Source organism: Teichococcus rhizosphaerae, assembly GCF_002631185.1.
Taxonomy (GTDB): domain Bacteria; phylum Pseudomonadota; class Alphaproteobacteria; order Acetobacterales; family Acetobacteraceae; genus Pseudoroseomonas; species Pseudoroseomonas rhizosphaerae.
On sequence record NZ_PDNU01000019.1, the window covers coordinates 1 to 17,663 of the forward strand.

Genomic DNA, 17,663 nt, shown 5'->3' on the forward strand with positions numbered 1-17,663 from the left:
ACGGCCTCACCAACGCCGCCGCCGAGTGGACCCTGATCGCCCTCGCCTACAACTGCCGCAGGCTTCACCGCCTGCGGCTCGCCTGACCTCACCACCCGCGCCACCAACACGCAGCCCGCAGACCCAAACCCGACAGGCTGCTAGAGGACCAGCACCCCCTGGTGCTTGGCCTTCGCCTCCGGCTCCACATGGATGGTGATCACCGCGCTGCCAAGCTCGGCCTTCAGCGCCGCCTCGATGCGGTCGCAGATCTCATGCGCCTCGGCCACCCGCATGTCGCCGGGCACGACGAGATGGAACTCGACGAAGGTGGTGCTGCCGGAATGCCGGGTGCGCAGGTCGTGCGCCTCGATCGCGCCCGCCGCCTCGCTGGAGACGAGGCCGCGGATGCGCGCCAGCAGGCCCGGCTCCACCGCCTCGTCCATCAGCCCGCCGACGCTCTCCCGCATCAGCCGCCAGCCGGAGAACAGGATGTTCACCGCCGTCAGCGCCGCCAGCAGCGGGTCCAGCCACAGGATTCCGGTGAGCGCCACGGCACCCACCCCCACCACCACGCCGGCCGAGGTGACGACATCCGCGAGCAGGTGCCGCGCATCGGCCAGCAGGGCCGGCGAGCGCAGCCGCCGCCCGGCGCGGAACAGCTGCCAGGACCAGCCGGCGTTGATGGCGGTGGCGACGGCGGAGATGGCCAGGCCCATGGCCGGCAGGGCAAGCGGGCGCGGCGCCTGCCAGGCGCCCCAGGCCTCGTTCAGGATCAGCAGCGCCGCGACGACGATCAGCACCCCCTCCAGCACGGCCGAGAAATACTCGGCCTTGGCATGGCCATAGGGGTGGTTGGCATCGGGCGGCGCGGCGGAAAGGCGGATGGCGAGCAGCGCCGCCACGGCGGCGGCGACGTTGACGATCGACTCCAGCGCATCGGCCATCAGGGCCACGCTGCCGGTCAGCCACCAGGCCAGCGCCTTCAGCCCCAGCACCGCCAGGGCCACGCCCACGCTGCCCGTCGCGAGGGTCGTCGCACGGCTCATTCCGCTCATCCTGCGCTGTTCAGTGAGCGCCTTCTAGGCCAGGCGGGGCCGCCAAGGGAAACCCGAAAAGGTCACGGCCGAGCCGCGATGGGCGGGAAGGAGGGCGCCCCCTCCTCCCCTTGGCCCTCACACCGAGAAGTACTTGGCGCGCGGGTGGTGCAGCACGATGGCGCTGGTGGACTGCTCCGGGTGGAGCTGCCACTCATCCGAGATCGAGACGCCGATGCGCTCGGCCTTGAGCAGCTTCAGCAGCGGCGCCTGGTCCTCCAGCCGCGGGCAGGCGGGGTAGCCGAAGGAGTAGCGGCCGCCGCGGTAGCCCTGGGCCAGCATCTTCTCCATGTCCCGGTCATCCTCGCCGGCATAGCCCAGCTCGGCGCGGATGCGCTTGTGGACGTATTCCGCCATGGCCTCCGCCATCTCGACCGAGAGGCCGTGCAGGTAGAGGTAGTCCTGGTAGCGGTTGCCCTCGAACCATTCGCGCGCCACGTCGCTCGCCTTCTGCCCCACCGTGACCACTTGGAGGCCGATGACGTCGCGGTTGCCCGGCCCGTCCCCGATGTCGCGCACGAAGTCGGCGATGCAGTCGCCATCCTCCTTGGGCTGGCGCGGCAGGGTGAAGCGCGCGGCCTCCGTCACCCCGTCCTCCTCGAACAGGATGACGTCGTTGCCCTGGCCGGCGCATTTCCAGTAGCCGTAGATGGCCTGGGGCCGCAGGATCTTCTCCGCTTCCGCCAGGGCCAGCATGCGCTTCAGCACCGGGCGCAGCTCCTGCTTCGCCCAGCCGATGAAGTCGTCGAGCGAGCGGCCCTGCTTCCGGAAGCCCCACTGGAACTGGTAGAGCGAGCGCTCGTTGATGAAGGGGATGATCGCCTTCGGGTCCGACTCCATCACGCGCGGGCCCCAGAAGGGCGGCACGGGCACGGGCTCGTCCGCGGTCAGCCGGTGGCGGCGCGCCTGGGCGTAGTTGACATCGACGGGCGCGAAGCCGCGCGGGTCGGCGGTGCCGAGGGTGCGGGTGGTATTGCGCGACTTGCCGCTGCGCTTGGATTGCAGCGCGGCGAGGTAGCCGTCGAAGTCGTTGCCCATCACCTTGTCCATCAGGTGCAGGCCGTCGAAGGCGTCGCGCGCATAGGCGACGCGGCCATTGGCATAGGCGCGGACGCAGTCATCCTCGACGAAGTTGCGCGTCAGCGCGGCGCCGCCGAGCAGCACCGGCACCTCCACGCCGAGACGCGACATCTCCTCCAGGTTCTCCTTCATCACCACGGTGGATTTGACCAGGAGGCCGGACATGCCGATGGCATTGGCGCGGTGTTCCCGCACCGCCGCCACCATGTCGTTCAGCGGCACCTTGATGCCGAGATTGACAACCTTGTAGCCGTTGTTGGTGAGGATGATGTCGACGAGGTTCTTGCCGATGTCGTGCACGTCGCCCTTCACCGTGGCGAGGACGATGGTGCCCTTCTCCTGCCCGTCGATCTTCTCCATGTGCGGCTCGAGATAGGCGACGGCGGCCTTCATCGTCTCGGCCGATTGCAGCACGAAGGGAAGCTGCATCTTGCCGGAGCCGAACAGCTCGCCCACCACCTTCATGCCGTCGAGCAGGATGCCGTTGATGATGTCGAGCGGCTTGATGCCCTTGGCCAGCGCATCCGCCAGCTCCTCGTCCAGCCCCTTGCGGTCGCCATCGACGATGCGGTCCTTGAGGCGGCCCTCGACCGTCTCGGCCTTCACCTTCTTGGCGGCATCCGCGGCCTTGCGGCCGGCGAACATCTCCAGGAAGCGGGCAAGCGGGTCATAGCCCTCGCTGCGGCGGTCGAAGATCAGGTCCTCGGCCACCTTCACCTCCTCGGGCGGGATGGCGTGCAGCGGCTTGATCTTGGAGACATGCACGATGGCGCCGGTCATGCCCGCCTTCACCGCGTGGTCCAGGAACACCGAGTTCAGCACGTGCCGCGCGGCCGGGTTCAGGCCGAAGGAGATGTTGCTGAGGCCCAGGATGATCTGGATGTCCGGGAACCGCTCCCGGATCATGCGGATGCCCTCCAGCGTCCAGAGGCCGAGCTTGCGGTCGTCCTCGTTGCCGGTGGCGATGGTGAAGGTCAGCGGGTCGATCAGCAGGTCGCTCTGTGGCAGGCCATGCCTGTCGCAGGCGAACTCCACCAGCCGCGCGGCGATGCGGAGCTTGTCCTCCGGCGTCTTGGCCATGCCCACCTCGTCGATGGTGAGGGCGATGACGGCGGCGCCGAACTTCTTGGCCAGCACCATGCGGTCCGTCGCGTGACCCTCGCCATCCTCGAAGTTGATCGAGTTGATGATGGGCTTGCCGCCATGCAGCTTCAGGGCGCTCTCGATCACCGGCGTCTCGGTGCTGTCGATCACCAGCGGCGCGTTGACGCTGCCGGTGAAGCGGCGCACCACCTCGTCCATCTCGGCCTTTTCGTCGCGGCCGACGAAGGCGGTGCAGATATCGAGGGAGTTGGAGCCCTCCGCCACCTGCTCGCGCCCGATGGAGACGCAGGCATCCCAGTCATGCGCCGCCTGCCGCTCGCGCCAGGCCTTGGAGCCATTGGCGTTGCAGCGCTCGCCGATGGAGAAGTAGCTGTTCTCCTGCCGCAGCGTGGTGGCGCCATAGAGGCTCGCCACCTGCGGCACCCAGTGGACATCGCGCCGCACGGGCGCGGGGCGGAAGCGCCCGCCATCCACGCGGCGCAGCATGGCGTCCAGCGCCTGGATGTGCGGCGTCGAGGTGCCGCAGCAGCCGCCGATGAGGTTGACGCCATCCTCGGCGACGAAGCGCTCCATCCAGCTCGCCATCTCGGCGGCGCCGAGCGGGTAGTGCGTGCGGCCGTCCACCAGCTCGGGCAGGCCGGCATTGGGCTGCACCGAGATCAGGCCGGGCCAGTTCCGCGCGAGGTAGCGGACATGCTCGGCCATTTCCTGCGGGCCGGTGGCGCAGTTCAGCCCGATCAGCGGCACGTCGAGCGCCTGCACCACGGTGGTGGCGGCGGCGATGTCGGCGCCGACCAGCAGCGTGCCGGTGGTCTCCACCGTCACCTGCACGAAGATGGGGATGTCCTTCCCCGCCTCGCGCAGCGCGGCCTTGGCGGCGTTCACCGCCGCCTTGATGAACAGCGTGTCCTGGTTGGTCTCGGTCAGCAGCGCATCCGCCCCGCCGGCGATCAGCCCGCGGCACTGCTCGGTGAGCGCCGCCTCCAGCGTGTCGTAGTCGATATGGCCGAGGGAGGGCAGCTTGGTGCCGGGGCCGATATCGCCGATCACCCAGCGGTCCCGCCCGTCGCTGAAGCTGTCCGCCGCCTCCCGCGCCAGCTCGACCGAGAGCTTGTTGATCTCGAAGGCGCGGGCGCCCAGCTCGAACTCCTCCAGCGTGATCGGCGAGCCGCCGAAGCTGTTGGTCAGCACCATGTCCGACCCGGCCTCGTAGTAGCCGCGATGGATCTCGCGCACGAGCTCGGGGCGGGAAAGGCACAGCACCTCGGTGCAGTTCTCCTTGCCCCAGTAGTCGCGCTCGACATCGAGTGTCAGGGCCTGGACACGGCTGCCCATGCCGCCATCGCAGAGCAGCACACGGTCGCGCAGGGCTTCCAACAGGGGCGGACGGGCCATGGGGCGGGCCTCTCTCTTAGAAGTTCAGGACGGGTTCGGGCAGGGGCGCGACGGAAACGGCGAGGCGCCGCGCCGGCCAGAGGCGGACAGGCAGCGGGCCGGGAACCTCCACCGCCGGCAGCGGCGCGCAGCCGGCGGCGCCGAGCCAGCCGGCCAGCTCCGCGTCGTCGAAGCCGGGCCAGCGATGCGCGAGGCCGGCCAGCACGTCCTGCCGCTCATGCGGCGCCAGGTCGATCACCACCAGCAGCCCGCCCGGGCGCAGGATGCGCGCGGCCTCGGCCAGCGCGGCGGCCGGGTCCTCGGCGTAGTGCAGCACCATCTGCAGGGTGGCGGCATCGAAGCCGGCGTCGGGCAGCGGCAGGCGGTACATGTCGGCCAACCGCACGGAGGCATTGGCGAGGCCCCGCTCGCCGAGCCGCGCGCGGGCCAGCGCCAGCATCTCGCGGCTGGCATCCAGCCCCAGCACGGAGGCGGCGCGCGGCGCCATCACCTCCAGCAGCCGCCCCGTGCCGGTGCCGATATCGGCCACGCGGCCCAGCCGCTCCGGCAGCAGGCGCAGCAGCGCCGCCTCGATCTCCGCGCCCGGCAGGTCGAGGGCGCGCATCTCGTCCCAGTCCGCGCCGTCGCGCCGGAAGGCCTCGGAGGCGGCGCGGGCCCGCTCGGCGGCGATGCGGGCGCTGGCGCGGCGGTCGGCGGCGACGGTCGGCTCGTCCTCCGGCAGCCGGGCCAGCACCTGCCGGGCCAGCCCGGCCTCGGGGGAAAGCTGGAAATAGGCATTGGCGCCCTCGGGCAGCCGCTCCAGCAGCCCGGCCTCGACCAGCAGCTTCAGGTGGCGCGACAGGCGCGGCTGGCTCTGGCCCAGAATGGCGCACAGCTCGGACACGCAGAAGGCGCCGCGGGCGCACAGGGCCAGCAGGCGCAGGCGGGTCGGTTCGGCGGTGGCGCGCAGTTGCGCCAGCAGGGTCTCCATGGGGTTGCGGATGACATAAAGACTTCTTTATGTCTAGCTTCATGCGCTGGTCCCTCGATGCCCGAACCCCCCTCCGCCTGCTGGGCGGCGCCGCCCCTGGCCTTGCCTCCCCTGGCCCTGCCTCCCCTGGCGCCGTCGTGCTGGCCGAGGATGGCGCGCCGCTGCCCGGGCGGCCGGCGCGGGTGGAGCGCTTCGCAGCACCGCCCGCCACGGCGCATCCCGCCGGCTGCGCCTGCTGCCAGCCGCGCAACCCGGTTGCCATCGCGCTGGACCGGCTGTTCCTGGCCCGCACCAAGGGGGAGGTGCCGTGGTTCGACAGCATCGTCGCCGTGGCGCGGACCGAGGAGGGGAGGGCGGCCATTCGCGCCGCGCTGGAACATGACAGTGTCGCGCGGGCACGGTTCAGGCTGGAAGGGCAGGAGGAATGAGTTCCCCCAGCGCCCTCCTTCCTTTTCCCGCGGGTCAGCAGAAATGGGCGCCGCGGGTTTCCACCGTCACCACATAGAGGGACTGGCTGGCGGTCATGAACAGGCGGTTGCGCCGCGTGCCGCCGAAGCAGAGGTTGGAGCAGATCTCGGGCAGCCTGATCAGCCCGATGCGCTGGCCATCGGGGGCGAAGACATGCACCCCGTCATAGCCATCCCCCACCCAGCCGGCGCCGGCCCAGAGATTGCCCGCCTCGTCGCAGCGCATGCCGTCCGCCATGCCGGTCCGGCCGTCCATCTCCATGCTGCAGAAGGTGCGCGGGTTGGCAAGGCGGCCGCCCTCCACGTCGAAGGCCCAGACGATGCTCCTGGCCTCGGGGTAGTGGCTTATCCCGGTATCGGCGACATAGAGGGTGCGGTAGTCGGGGCTGAAGCACAGGCCGTTGGGCTTGAAGGGCTGGTCCGCCACCTTGGCGACGCGCCCATCCGCCGGGTCGATGCGGTAGATCGCCTCCTTGATCAGCGGGCGGGGCGAGCTGGCCGCCTCCGGCACGCGGTTGCCCTCATAGTCCATCAGCGCGCCATAGCCGGGATCGGTGAACCAGATGGCGCCGTCCTGCGGGTGGACCACGGCGTCGTTGGGCGCGTTGAAGGGGCCGTCCGGCCCCCGCGCGGCCAGCACGGTCAGCTTCCCGTCCGGCTCGTAGCGCACCACGTCGCGGTGGAAGTGGCGGCAGGCGATCTGCCGCCCCTCGCGGTCGAAGGTGTTGCCGTTGGAATAGCCGGAAGGGCTGCGGAAGCGGCGGGAAACGCGCAGGTCCTCCTCCGTCAGCCGCAGGCACTCGTCGTTCGGGATGTCGGACCAGACCAGGAAGCGGCCCGTGGCGTGCCAGGCCGGCCCCTCCGCCCAGCCCATGCCGGTGTGCAGCCGGCGGATGGCGCTGTTGCCAAGTCGCGCGGTGAAGCGCTTCGTGTCCAGCGCGACGATGTCGGCATCGGGGTAGCGGGCGGGCGGCGCGCCCGGGCCGTAGAGGCGCTGCGCGCTGGCGCCAGGGCTGAGGCCGGCCAGCATGGGGGTGGCCAGGGCGGCGGCGCCGAGCAGCACCCCCCGCCGGCGCGCGGTGGCAGAAACGGACATCGGCTTGTTTCCTCCCGGGGCGCGGGGCGCACCGCCCTATGCCGCGGCCCCGCGCGGCCAGGCCCGGCGGGCCGCAGCCCGCGGCGCCGGCCGCGGGTGATCCCCCACTACCGCGCCATCGCCGTCCGCTCATTCTGCCTCGCCCCGGCCGGCGGCGCATCATTTCCGGGGATGCCGGCGGGCGCGTCCATCCAGGCCGCGCCCGGCGGCAGGCGGCCGATCTCGGCCCGCCGGCGCGGCAGGGCGTAGGGGTGCTCGGCCCGCAGCCAGCCGATCATCTTCTCCCGCACCTCGCAGCGCAGGTCGAAGGCGCGGCCGGCATTGCTGGCGCTGACCAGCAGCCGCACCTCCATGGTGTCCTGCCTGAAGTCCGTCACCTGCAGGTTCACCACCCGCCCGTCCCACAGGCGGGAAGCGCGGGCGATCTCCTCCAGCTTCGCGCGCATGGCGGGGATGGGCGCGGCGTGGTCCAGATACATCATCACCGTGCCGATCAGCGCCGCGCCCTCGCGCGTCCAGTTCTGGAAGGGCTTCTCGATGAAGTAGGCGAGCGGCAGCACCATCCGCCGCCAGTCCCACAGCCGCACCACGACATAGGTGGCGGAGATCTCCTCCACATTGCCCCATTCGCCCTCGACGATCACCGCGTCCTCCAGCCGGATCGGCTGGGTGATGGCGAGCTGGATGCCGGCGATCAGGTTCTTCAGCACCGGCTGCAGGGCGAGGCCCACCACCAGGCCCGCGGCGCCGGCCGAGGCCAGCAGCGAGACGCCGTATTGCCGCACCCCGTCGAAGGTCATCAGCGCCACCGCGGCGGTGACCACCACGATCAGCGAGGCGGCGACGCGCTGCAGGATGCGCGACTGCGTGGCGTGCTTGCGGGCGAGGAGGTTGTCCTCGGCATCCAGCTTGAAGCGGCGGAGATAGACGGTGGTCCAGATGCGCAGCGCCGTCAGCGCCACCCAGCCCATGAGGCAGATGAAGCAGACCAGCAGCGCGTGCCGCACGATGGCGGTCTGCTGCGCCGTCAGCGGCGCGAGGCCGGCGGCGACGGACAGGAAGAACACGACCAGCCCGAGCCGCACGGGGCCGTAGGTGCGCGAGACCAGCGAGCGGAGGAACAGCTCCCGCTCCCGCACCAGCCGCGTCAGCAGGCGGAACACCAGCCGGTGGACCCAGACCGCCAGCAGCACCGCCGCCGCCAGCACGGCGAGGCTCACCGCCCAGTCCGGTGCCCAGCCCACGGAGGCGACGATGTCCCGGGCCGTCGTGTCGAGCTGATCGAGCAAGAGCTTCTCCCTGTCCGCTGCCCCTTCAATGCGGGCGGCGGGCAGGTGTTTCCAGGCCCGGCCACGGGCGTGTGACCGGGTGTGTGACCGGGTGTGTGACCGGGCGGGCGGCGGAAGCGCGGCCTATTCGGGCAGGGTGCGGTCGCCGGCGCCGAGGCTGCGCTGCATGATCACCACATCCAGCCAGCGGCCGAACTTCAGCCCGGCGCTGCGCATGATCCCGACCTGGCGGAAGCCGAGCGAAAGGTGCAGCCCGATCGAGCCGACATTCTCCGAATCGCCGATCACCGCGAAGAACTGGCGGAAGCCCGCCGCCTCCGCCCGCTCCAGCAGCGCGGCGACGAGCGTCTTGCCCAGGCCCTGCCCGTGCACGTCGTGGCGCACATAGATCGCGTCCTCGGCGGCGTAGCGATAGGCGGCCTCGGCGCCGAAGGCGCGGAAATGGGCGAAGCCCACCACCTCGCCCTGTTCCTCCGCCACCAGCCAGGACCAGCCGGCGCCCTGGATGCGCGCCAGGCGCCGCGCCATCTCCTCCTGCTCCGGCGGCTCCGTCTCCAGGGTGCCGGTGCCGGTGGCGACATGATGGGTATAGATGGCGGTGATCGCCGGCAGGTCGTCGGGAGTTGCGTCGCGCAACGGCATCCAGGGTCTCCGCCCGCCCCGCCGGGGCTGGGGCGGGGCTCCTCGGGTTGCGGGTCCGCCCTTCCCTGGGGAGGGGAGGCGGCGGACCATCCTGGAACCAGGGGTAAGGGCGCAGCCGGATGGGAGCAAGCTCCCCGGCGGGCGAAAGAGGCGCCCGGACTATCGCCCGCCCTCCCTCGCCTGTCCGCTGGGCGCCTGTTCGCCGGGCGCCCGTACGCCGGGCGCCGGCCTCAGCGCGTGCGCAGCAGCTCGGGCACGTGCAGCAGGATGAACTCGTTGTCGTCCGCGCGGGTCAGGTGGCGGCCGGCGCTGAAGGGCAGGTTGTTGTCGTTGGCCACGATGATGTGCTCGGCATCCACCATCGCCACGTCCTCGATGGTGAAGAAGGGGAAGCCGAAGCGGTCGCGCGGGGCATTGGCGGCGCGGTCGCCGCGCTGGCGCGCCACGCCCTCGGGGTCGCGGATGTCCATCAGGTCGACATAGGCGAGCTTGCGCACGAAGCCCTCCGCGTCGGCGGCGCCGAGATCGACCAGGTAGATGCGCTTGTGCCGGGCGGGGCTGGCGAAGCAGGCGGGCGGCCGCTGCCCGGACGCCTGCCCCTGGGCGCAGGCCAGGGACGGATCGCCCTCGCCATTGTCGCGCTCGATCACCAGGGCGCGGCGCTCGTCGATGAAGTTGAAGTCACCGATGGCGGTGGCGCCGGGCTCCAGCCGGTACTTCAGGCTGCGGCCGGTCCAGCTGCCCTTCTGGGCGTCGAGCTCGATCATGCGCAGGAAGGCGCCTTCCGGCTTGCCCCCGTCGGCCAGGACCGGCTTCTCCAGCAGCGCCCAGAGGCGGCTGCCATCCGGCAGCATGGCCATGCCCTCATAGCCGCCCGAGCGCTGCACCTGGAACGGCACGCCGGCGGTGGGGCTGGCCGCCACCGTCAGCGCCGGGTGGTCGGGGCTGCGGATCGCCTGGCCGTCCAGCATGGTCTCGACCACCTGCCGCACGCGCCCCTCGGCATCGACCTGGATCAGGTAGGGGCCGAACTCCTCGCCGATCCAGAAGCCCTGGCCGCCGGGGAGGGGCTGGATGCTCTCGGGGTCGAAGTCGGCGCCGGTCAGGTAGCGCGCCCCGGTGCCTTCATAGGCGATGCGGAAGGGCACGCGGCGGTCCGGGTCGGACAGGAACACCGTGCGCTCCACCGCCACGGCGCCGGTGCGGAAGTCGGGGCGCACCTTGTGGAACATCAGCAGCGCGTCGGGGCTGTTCTTCTTGGCGCCGAAGCCGTTGTCGGTCAGCACCCAATAGGCGCCCGGCTCGCCCCGCACCGGCTTGATGCCGGAGAAGCCCTGCACCGGCTGGCCGATGAAGGGCAGGCTGATGCCGGTGGGGCGGCCATCCGGCGCGGGGCCGGTGGTGCCGGGGATGGAGCCCGGCCGCTCCTCGCGCCCGGCGCCGGTGAACTTGCCCGAGACGAGGGCATCGCGCGGCGCGTCGGCGGGCGGCAGGGCCATGGTGAAGGCGGGCAGCACGGCATGGCCGGCCAGCCGCGCCTCGAGGCGCGTGCCGCCTTGGTTCTGCTGCGTCTGGTTCTGTTGGGCGTGGGCGGCACCGGCCAGGCCCAGCAGGGCGGTGGCGGCAAGCAGCATCGCGCGCATCGGGAGCACTCCGTCGAGGATCGATGCCGGCGCTGTTAGGGCCCCCATGTTGCGGGCGCTTGACGGCGGCGTGACGAAACCGCGTCAGCCGCCGCCAGCCTGGGGCCCAGGCCTGGGTCTGGAGCCTGGGCCTGGGCCTGGGCCTGGGGCCGGAAGGTGGCCTCAGGCCACGGTGTCGGCCATGCGGGCGCCGCGCTCGCCCATGCGCTTCTCGGGGCCGGTGGTGGTGTCGTGCGCCGTCTGGTGCTCCATCTCGGCGTTCAGCTCGGCACCCACCAGCACGATCATGGCCGAGAGCCAGATCCAGGTCATGAAGCCCACCACCGCGCCGAGCGAGCCATAGGTGGCGTCGTAGTCGCCGAAATTGCCGACATACCAGGAGAAGCCGGCCGAGATGAGGGCCCAGCCCAGCGCCGCGAAGGCGCCGCCCCAGGTCACCCAGCGCCAGCGCGCCTTTTCCCGGCTGGGGCCGAAGCGGTAGAGCGCCGCCAGCAGGCAGGTGATGACCACCAGCAGCAGCGGCCAGCGGGCCAGCCGCAGCAGCCATTCCGTGCTGTTCTCGAGGCCGGTGAAGCGCAGCACCACCGGCAGCACCACCACCGCGCCCATGGCCAGCAGGATGAACACCAGCGCGCCCATGGTGAAGGTGAGGGAGATCAGCGTCAGGCGGATGAAGCTGCGCTTCTCCTGCTCGTCATAGACGACGTTCAGCGCGTCGAACATCGCCTTGGTGCCCTTGTTGGCGCTCCACAGCGCCAGGGCGAGGCCGAAGATCAGGCCGAAGCCCAGCTTGCTCGGCTCGCCGCCGGTCAGGCGCTGCAACTGCTCGTTGATGATCTGCATGCCGCCATCCGGCACGAAGCCGCCGAGCTGCTGCAGATGCGTGGACACCGTCGCCGGGTCGGCGAACAGGCCATAGACGGAGACCAGCGCGGTGAGCGAGGGAAAGATGGAGAGCAGCGCGTAGAAGGTGATGCCCGCCGCCTCGGTCATCACGCGGTCGTCGTTGGATTGCAGCACCACCCGCTTGAGGATGCTGCCCCAGCCCTTGGCGGGAATGTCGCTCGGCCGCCGCGCGCCGCGGCCGAGCCGCCCGCCCTGCCCCGCGGCCTCCGCCCGGCCCTGGCCCGCGTTCCGGGCGGAGGCCGGCACCACGATGGCGCGCCCTTCCCGCACGGCCTGCAGGGCGGCCCGCATCTCGTCTGGATCGTTGGTGTTCAGCATCGGCCCGCTCCTCGGCACGCAGGGAAAACCATCCGGCCGGGTCCGGCCGCCCTGTGCTCCGAAACGGATGAGCGGGCCGCGGGTTCCCCGCCTCCTTCAGCCGGCGGCGCGCAGGCTGTCGCGCGCCACGCCGCGATGGTCGAAATTCTCCTCCGCCAGCCAGGCGGCGATGGCGTCGCGCCGCGCCGGCCACTCATCCTCCAGGATGGAGAACCAGGCGGTGTCGCGCCGCCGCCCCTTCACCACCATGTGCGCCCGGTGCTCCCCCTCATAGGTGAAGCCGAGGCGCGCGGCGGCGCGGCGCGAGGGGGCGTTCAGCGCGTTGCACTTCCACACGAGGCGCCGGTAGCCGAGATCGTCCATGGCGTGGCGCATCAGCAGGAACATCGCCTCGGTCGCGGCGCGGGAGCGCTGCATGCGGGGCGAGAACCAGATGTTGCCCAGCTCGATGGCGGCGTTGGCGGGCTGGATCTCCATCAGCGTCAGCCAGCCCAGCGCCCGGCCGGAAAGGTGCGGCCGCACCGCCCAGGCGATGGGGTCGTGGGTGGTGGCGAAGCCGCCGAGGAAGCGGCGGAAGCCGGCGGGGTCGGGGAACGGGCCGTAACCCAGATAGGCCCAGCTTTCCCCGGCGCCCTGGGTGGCCTCCCACAGCTCCTCGGCATGGCGCAGGCCGAGCGGTTCCAGCGTGACGGAGGCGCCCCGGTGCGGGACGCGCGCGGGCAGCGGCCGGGGCGCGGGGTCCACCTCCGGCCCGAGCGGCGGGGGGGTCAGGGATGCGGGCTGGGGTGTGGCGTCGGATGGCTTGCTCATGATAGGCGGAGGCTCACCGCAACCGCGGCCGCATGCAAGCCGTGTCCCGGCCCTGCCCCCGGATGTCGCCCCCGGGGCCTCCGTGACTTGCCCGGCGCCCTGGAAAGGCCATTTCTCCGCCGATGAACGCCGAAACCCGACCCGCCTGGAAATCCGCCCACCCGGCCTATTCCACCGAGACGGTGGAGCAGGTGCGCCATTGGACGGACCGCCTGTTCTCCTTCCGCTGCACCCGCAGCCCGACGCTCCGCTTCACCGCCGGGCAGTTCGTGATGCTGGGGCTGGTGGTGGAGGGCAAGCCGCTGGTGCGCGCCTATTCCGTGGCCTCCCCGCCCTGGGACGAGGGGCTGGAGTTCCTGTCCATCAAGGTGCAGGACGGGCCGCTGACCAGCCGGCTGCAGCATGTCCGCCCCGGCGACGAGATCCTGATCGGTCGGAAGTCGGTCGGCACGCTGGTGATGGACGCGCTGCTGCCCGGCCGGACGCTGTGGCTCTACGGCACCGGCACCGGCCTCGCACCCTTCCTGTCGCTGATCCGGGAGCCGGAGGTGTATGACCGGTTCGAGCGGGTGGTGCTGCTGCATGGCGTGCGGCAGGTGGCCGAGCTGGCCTATGCCGACATGATCGAGGCGCTGCCGCAGGACGAGGCGCTGGGCGAGCTGATCCGCGGCAAGCTGCTCTACTACCCCACCGTGACGCGCGAGCCCTTCCGCAACCAGGGCCGCGTCACCGACCTGATCCGCTCCGGCAAGCTGTTCGGCGATCTCGGCCTGCCCGCCTTCAGCCCGGCGGAGGACCGCATCATGCTGTGCGGCAGCCCGGAGATGCTGGCCGAGACCAAGGGCCTGCTGGAAGGCATGGGCTTCGAGGAAGGCGCCAACAGCCGCCCCGGCCACTACGTGATCGAGAAGGCCTTCGTCGAGAAGTGATCTGCGAGAAGTGATCCGCGCCCTCCCGGTGAAACCCGGAGGGGCGGAATGCGGGAGGGGGCGGGCAGGCCCCCTCCCTCCGTCTCAGTCGGCGGCGTGGCTCTGTGCCGAGGCCTCGGCCTGGCCGCTGGTGTAGGTCGGGCCCTGCAGCCGCCCGCCCGGGGCCGGGCGGTTGGGCAGCGGCGGCAGGGCCAGCGCCTCCTTCAGGTCGATGCCCGCGCCTTCCGCGACGCGGCGGCCGTAATCCTCGTCGCAATGCCACCAGTGCCAGACCATGCGGAGCGCGATCGGCTCCGGGCACTCCTTCATGTCGGCCACCATATTGGCGATCAGGTCGTCGCGCTCCCAGTCCTCGAAGGAGCGGTAGCGGTCGCCGGCCTGCCTGTAGTCGTCCTGGGTGCGGGTGGTCTGGTAGCGGCCGAGATGGCCCTCCACCCACTGGTGGTACTCCTTGGCCGGGCGCGGCGCTTCCTGCAGCCCGCCCATCATGCTCGGCTCGTAGTTGACGTGCCTGTTCTGGCCGCCGCGGTCCACGTGATAGGCCATCACGCCATCGCGCTGGTTGGTGTGGGCGCGGGCCTTCTCCTGCGGCGCGTTGACCGGCAGCTGCAGGTAGTTGGCGCCGACGCGGTAGCGCTGCGTGTCGGAATAGGACAGGGTCCGGCCCTGCAGCATCTTGTCGTCCGAGAAGTCGATGCCGTCCACCAGCACACCAGTACCGAAGGCGGATTGCTCGACCTCGGCGAAGAAGTCGTCCGGCGCGCGGTTCAGCACCATGCGGCCCACCGGCAGCAGCGGGAATTTGTCCTCCGGCCAGCGCTTGGTGTCGTCCAGCGGGTCGAAGTCCAGCTCGTCATGCGGGTCGTCCGACATGAGCTGCACGCAGAACTCCCACTCCGGGTAGTCGCCGCGCGCGATGGCGTCGTACAGGTCGCGCGTGGCGTGGCCGGTGTCGCGGGCCTGGATCTCGGCCGCCTGCTGGCTGGTCAGGTTCTTCACGCCCTGCTTCGGCACCCAGCTGAACTTCGCCAGATGCGCGACGCCCTCCGCGTTCACCAGCTTGTAGGTGTTGACGGAGGAGCCCTCCATGTGCCGGTAGTCGGCGGGGATGCCCCAGGGGCTCTTGACCCAGGTCACCATGTGCAGCGCCTCGGGGTGGTGCGCCACGAAGTCGTAGAAGCGCCAGGCTTCCTGCCGGTTGGTCACCGGGTCCGGCTTGAAGGCGTGGATCATGTCCGGGAACTTGATGGCGTCGCGGATGAAGAAGATCCGCAGGTTGTTGCCCACCAGGTCCCAGTTGCCGTCCACCGTCTTGAACTTGACCGCGAAGCCGCGCGGGTCGCGCGCCGTCTCGGGGCTGTCCTTGGAGCCGATCACGGTGGAGAAGCGGACGAAGAGCGGCGTCTTCACCCCCGTCTCGGTCAGCACGCGGGCGCGGGTGTACCGGCTGGCCGGCTCATTGCCGATCCTGCCATAGGCCTCGAAATAGCCATGCGCCCCGGCGCCGCGGGCATGCACCACCCGCTCCGGGATGCGCTCGCGGTCGAAATGGGTGATCTTCTCGATGAACTGGTAGTTCTCGAGGGTGGCGGGGCCCCGCTCGCCCACGCTGCGCAGGCTCTGGTTGTCATAGACAGGGTGCCCCTGCCGCGTGGTCAGCACCTTGCGATCCTCGGTCATGCGCGTGACGTCCTCTCCGGTCGTGTCGGGCCTTCAACACGACAACCACCGGGGGGAAGATCGGTTCTCCCGGATGCCGCCCCGGCAGGGGGCGGCGGCGACGGTCGGGCCCGCTACACTTGGTTGCTGAGCGAGCGGCACGGTCACGCGCCGCCGCGCCAGAATGTGTGGGGCCGCCGGGCGGCCGAGGCAAATGAAAACCGGCAGAATGAAAGGGATGATGCGATGCGTGGATCGTTGATGCGTGGATCGCCGAGGCGGGGGCCGGGCCAGGGCAGGTTGGTGCTCGGCGGGTTGTTCCTGGGCAGGTTGTTCCTGGGCGCGCTATCCGTGGGCGCGTTGTCCGTGGGCGCGTTGTCCCTGGGCATGGCCGGCATGGCCGTGGCCCAGCCCGCGCCGCCCGTGCCGCCGCCGGCGGCCGAGGCCGGCCCCGCCACGCCCGGCAGCCGGCCCGAAGGGCGGCCATGGGGCCGTGGCCCGCAGGGCGGGCCGCAGGAGGGCCGCTGGGGCATGATGCACGGCCCGCACCACCTGTCCTCCGGCTCCAGCTTCTCCTTCCGCCGCGGCGACACCTCCGTGCGCATCCACTGCTCGGACAAGGAGCCGGTGCAAGCCTGCGTGAGCGCGGCGAACGGCCTGTTCGACAAGTTCAACGCCGTGCCGCGCTGAACCGGGGCGGGCCGGGGCGGAAGCCCCGGCCCGGCATCCGCGCCTTCCGGCGGCCCTCAGCCCTGGAAGGCGGGAAAGGAGGAGGGCGAGAGCTGCTCGATGTCGCGCCCCGCCCAGTCGCGGCTCTTCATGCCGGCCCACATGGCCTCGGCGCCCTTCTGCACCTCGCGGCCCAGCGCCACCGGGTCGTAGCCCGGCACCACGCCGTTCCGCATCACCACCCGCCCGTCGATGATGGAGCTTTCCAGGTCCTCGGCCGCGGCGGAGAAGACGATGTTGCGGATCGGGTCGCGCAGCGGCGTCATGAACAGGCTCTCGCCGCCCCAGATCAGCAGGTCGGCCTTGGCGCCGGGGGCGATGCGGCCGAGGTCGTCGCGGCCCAGCGCGCGGGCGCCGTTCAGCGTGGCGGCGTTGAACACGTCCGCCGCGGTGGCGACCTGGGTGCGGCGGTCGACGATCTTGGACACCACCGAGGTCCAGCGCATCGCCTCGATCATGCTCTGCGGGCAGGTGTCGGTGGCGATGGTCATGTTGACGCCCCGCGCCTGGTAGCGGGCGAAGCTTTCCATGGCGATGCCGCGGCGCGCGAACACCCACACCGCATGCGCCACGTTGGCGCCGGTGTCGGCCAGGATGCCGATGTCGTCCGCCTGGTAGTTGGCCCAGCTGCTTTCGCCCGGGATGATGCAGTGGCCGAGGATGCAGCGCTCGGACAGGAAGCCGATCTTCTCCAGCCACTCGATCGGCGTGCAGCCATGGCGGCGCGTCATCTCGTGGAACTCGGGCACGGACTGGCTGACATGCAGCGCCAGCGGCACCTTCATCTCCCGCGCCGCATCGGCCGAGCGCCGCAGCAGCGCCTCCGAGCAGGTGTCGATCTGCATGGGCGTCAGGAAGCCCTTGATGCGGCCGCCCTCCCGCCCCTCGATCCGCTCGATGAAGGAGACGGCGTTCCTGAAGCCGGCCTCGCCGTCATCCGGCAGCCATTCGTAATCCACCGTGCGGCCATTGGCCGTCAGCCAGCGGCCCGAGCGGTAGCCCTGGCCGATATAGGCGCGGATGCCGCAGCGCGCCGCGTGCTCGGCCACCACGTCGCCATGGCCGCCGATCTCCATGATGGTGGTGGTGCCGGTGCGCAGCAGTTCCGGCATGGAATAGGCGATGCAGGCGCGGCGCGCCTCCTCGGTGATCGCGCCGTCGCGCGCGGTGAGGAACTCGAACAGGCCGGACAGGTAGAACTGCCGCGGCCCGCGGTCCTCGACGAAGCTCTTGTCCAGCGGGCTTTCCGAGAGGTGGGCGTGGGTGTTGATGAAGCCCGGCGTCACCACCTTGCCCTTGGCGTCGATGGTCTCGTCCACCGGCCCGTCATAGCCGGCGCCGACATGCAGGATCTTGTCGTCCTCGATCACCACCACCCCGTCCTTCAGGTGGCGGTGCCCGCCATTCTGGTGGGCGATGACGTGCGAGGCGCGAATCAGCGTGCGGGCCAACGGCATTCTCCTGGATGTTCACGCGGCGGGAAACCGGCCCGGCAGCGTTCCAAAGCCCGGGGCGGGGGTCAATCGCCCCCGGGAGGGACCCTGGAAGAT

The 17,663-nt window shown here is 71.1% G+C and carries 14 protein-coding genes; 3 read left to right on the forward strand and 11 right to left on the reverse strand.

Going from position 1 to position 17,663, the window contains the following annotated elements; genetic code table 11:
* Positions 1 to 140: 140 nt before the first annotated feature.
* The 3 genes from CR162_RS11305 to CR162_RS11315 form a co-directional block, all read right to left on the reverse strand.
* Positions 141 to 1,028, reverse strand: coding sequence for a cation diffusion facilitator family transporter (locus tag CR162_RS11305; protein WP_099095666.1), 888 nt, complete (start codon positions 1,026 to 1,028; stop codon positions 141 to 143).
* Positions 1,029 to 1,154: 126 nt separating this feature from the next.
* Positions 1,155 to 4,655: a methionine synthase gene (gene metH / locus CR162_RS11310; protein ID WP_099095667.1), complete on the reverse strand. Its 3,501-nt coding sequence runs from the start codon at positions 4,653 to 4,655 to the stop codon at positions 1,155 to 1,157.
* A gap of 16 nt (positions 4,656 to 4,671) precedes the next feature.
* Positions 4,672 to 5,625: an ArsR/SmtB family transcription factor gene (locus CR162_RS11315; RefSeq protein WP_099095668.1), complete on the reverse strand. Its 954-nt coding sequence runs from the start codon at positions 5,623 to 5,625 to the stop codon at positions 4,672 to 4,674.
* A 29-nt stretch (positions 5,626 to 5,654) separates the two neighbouring features.
* Between CR162_RS11315 and CR162_RS11320 the strand changes: the two genes are divergently transcribed.
* On the forward strand, positions 5,655 to 6,053 hold the full coding sequence (locus tag CR162_RS11320) for a hypothetical protein (RefSeq protein WP_245870287.1): 399 nt from the start codon (positions 5,655 to 5,657) through the stop codon (positions 6,051 to 6,053).
* 34 nt (positions 6,054 to 6,087) lie between these two features.
* Here the strand turns inward: CR162_RS11320 and CR162_RS11325 are convergent, their stop codons facing one another.
* The 6 genes from CR162_RS11325 to CR162_RS11350 all read right to left on the reverse strand — a co-directional run bounded on the left by CR162_RS11325 (position 6,088) and on the right by CR162_RS11350 (position 12,796).
* On the reverse strand, positions 6,088 to 7,188 hold the full coding sequence (locus CR162_RS11325; protein WP_099095670.1) for an SMP-30/gluconolactonase/LRE family protein: 1,101 nt from the start codon (positions 7,186 to 7,188) through the stop codon (positions 6,088 to 6,090).
* Between the two features lie 107 nt (positions 7,189 to 7,295).
* Entirely contained in the window at positions 7,296 to 8,477 is a 1,182-nt protein-coding gene (locus tag CR162_RS11330; protein ID WP_176559818.1) for a mechanosensitive ion channel family protein, read from the reverse strand.
* 123 nt (positions 8,478 to 8,600) lie between these two features.
* The gene (locus CR162_RS11335; RefSeq protein WP_099095671.1) at positions 8,601 to 9,119 is read right to left on the reverse strand and encodes a GNAT family N-acetyltransferase; all 519 of its coding nucleotides are present in this window, start codon (positions 9,117 to 9,119) and stop codon (positions 8,601 to 8,603) included.
* A 230-nt stretch (positions 9,120 to 9,349) separates the two neighbouring features.
* Positions 9,350 to 10,762: an esterase-like activity of phytase family protein gene (locus CR162_RS11340; protein WP_099095672.1), complete on the reverse strand. Its 1,413-nt coding sequence runs from the start codon at positions 10,760 to 10,762 to the stop codon at positions 9,350 to 9,352.
* Between the two features lie 162 nt (positions 10,763 to 10,924).
* Positions 10,925 to 11,986, reverse strand: coding sequence for a YihY/virulence factor BrkB family protein (locus tag CR162_RS11345; protein WP_245870289.1), 1,062 nt, complete (start codon positions 11,984 to 11,986; stop codon positions 10,925 to 10,927).
* A 96-nt stretch (positions 11,987 to 12,082) separates the two neighbouring features.
* Complete coding sequence (locus CR162_RS11350) at positions 12,083 to 12,796, reverse strand: GNAT family N-acetyltransferase (protein ID WP_099095673.1); 714 nt, start codon at positions 12,794 to 12,796, stop codon at positions 12,083 to 12,085.
* A gap of 122 nt (positions 12,797 to 12,918) precedes the next feature.
* Here CR162_RS11350 and CR162_RS11355 point away from each other — a divergent pair, with 122 nt between their 5' ends.
* Complete coding sequence (locus CR162_RS11355; RefSeq protein ID WP_099095674.1) at positions 12,919 to 13,725, forward strand: ferredoxin--NADP reductase; 807 nt, start codon at positions 12,919 to 12,921, stop codon at positions 13,723 to 13,725.
* A gap of 84 nt (positions 13,726 to 13,809) precedes the next feature.
* Here CR162_RS11355 and CR162_RS11360 read toward each other — a convergent pair whose 3' ends face one another.
* Positions 13,810 to 15,405: a catalase gene (locus CR162_RS11360; protein WP_099095675.1), complete on the reverse strand. Its 1,596-nt coding sequence runs from the start codon at positions 15,403 to 15,405 to the stop codon at positions 13,810 to 13,812.
* Between the two features lie 345 nt (positions 15,406 to 15,750).
* Here CR162_RS11360 and CR162_RS11365 point away from each other — a divergent pair, with 345 nt between their 5' ends.
* Positions 15,751 to 16,074 (forward strand): hypothetical protein, encoded by a 324-nt coding sequence (locus CR162_RS11365; protein ID WP_141563138.1) that lies wholly within the window; start codon positions 15,751 to 15,753, stop codon positions 16,072 to 16,074.
* A gap of 56 nt (positions 16,075 to 16,130) precedes the next feature.
* Here the strand turns inward: CR162_RS11365 and CR162_RS11370 are convergent, their stop codons facing one another.
* Positions 16,131 to 17,564, reverse strand: coding sequence for a chlorohydrolase family protein (locus CR162_RS11370; protein WP_099095677.1), 1,434 nt, complete (start codon positions 17,562 to 17,564; stop codon positions 16,131 to 16,133).
* Between the last annotated feature and the right edge of the window lie 99 nt (positions 17,565 to 17,663).

What these genes read in the sequence shown, in the direction of transcription:
- CR162_RS11305 (WP_099095666.1), bottom strand. Translation starts at nt 1,028, where the DNA reads ATGAGCCGTGCGACGACCCTCGCGACGGGCAGCGTGGGCGTGGCCCTG.
- metH (WP_099095667.1), bottom strand. Translation starts at nt 4,655, where the DNA reads ATGGCCCGTCCGCCCCTGTTGGAAGCCCTGCGCGACCGTGTGCTGCTC.
- CR162_RS11315 (WP_099095668.1), bottom strand. Translation starts at nt 5,625, where the DNA reads ATGGAGACCCTGCTGGCGCAACTGCGCGCCACCGCCGAACCGACCCGC.
- CR162_RS11320 (WP_245870287.1), top strand. Translation starts at nt 5,655, where the DNA reads ATGTCTAGCTTCATGCGCTGGTCCCTCGATGCCCGAACCCCCCTCCGC.
- CR162_RS11325 (WP_099095670.1), bottom strand. Translation starts at nt 7,188, where the DNA reads ATGTCCGTTTCTGCCACCGCGCGCCGGCGGGGGGTGCTGCTCGGCGCC.
- CR162_RS11335 (WP_099095671.1), bottom strand. Translation starts at nt 9,119, where the DNA reads ATGCCGTTGCGCGACGCAACTCCCGACGACCTGCCGGCGATCACCGCC.
- CR162_RS11340 (WP_099095672.1), bottom strand. Translation starts at nt 10,762, where the DNA reads ATGCGCGCGATGCTGCTTGCCGCCACCGCCCTGCTGGGCCTGGCCGGT.
- CR162_RS11345 (WP_245870289.1), bottom strand. Translation starts at nt 11,986, where the DNA reads ATGCTGAACACCAACGATCCAGACGAGATGCGGGCCGCCCTGCAGGCC.
- CR162_RS11350 (WP_099095673.1), bottom strand. Translation starts at nt 12,796, where the DNA reads ATGAGCAAGCCATCCGACGCCACACCCCAGCCCGCATCCCTGACCCCC.
- CR162_RS11355 (WP_099095674.1), top strand. Translation starts at nt 12,919, where the DNA reads ATGAACGCCGAAACCCGACCCGCCTGGAAATCCGCCCACCCGGCCTAT.
- CR162_RS11360 (WP_099095675.1), bottom strand. Translation starts at nt 15,405, where the DNA reads ATGACCGAGGATCGCAAGGTGCTGACCACGCGGCAGGGGCACCCTGTC.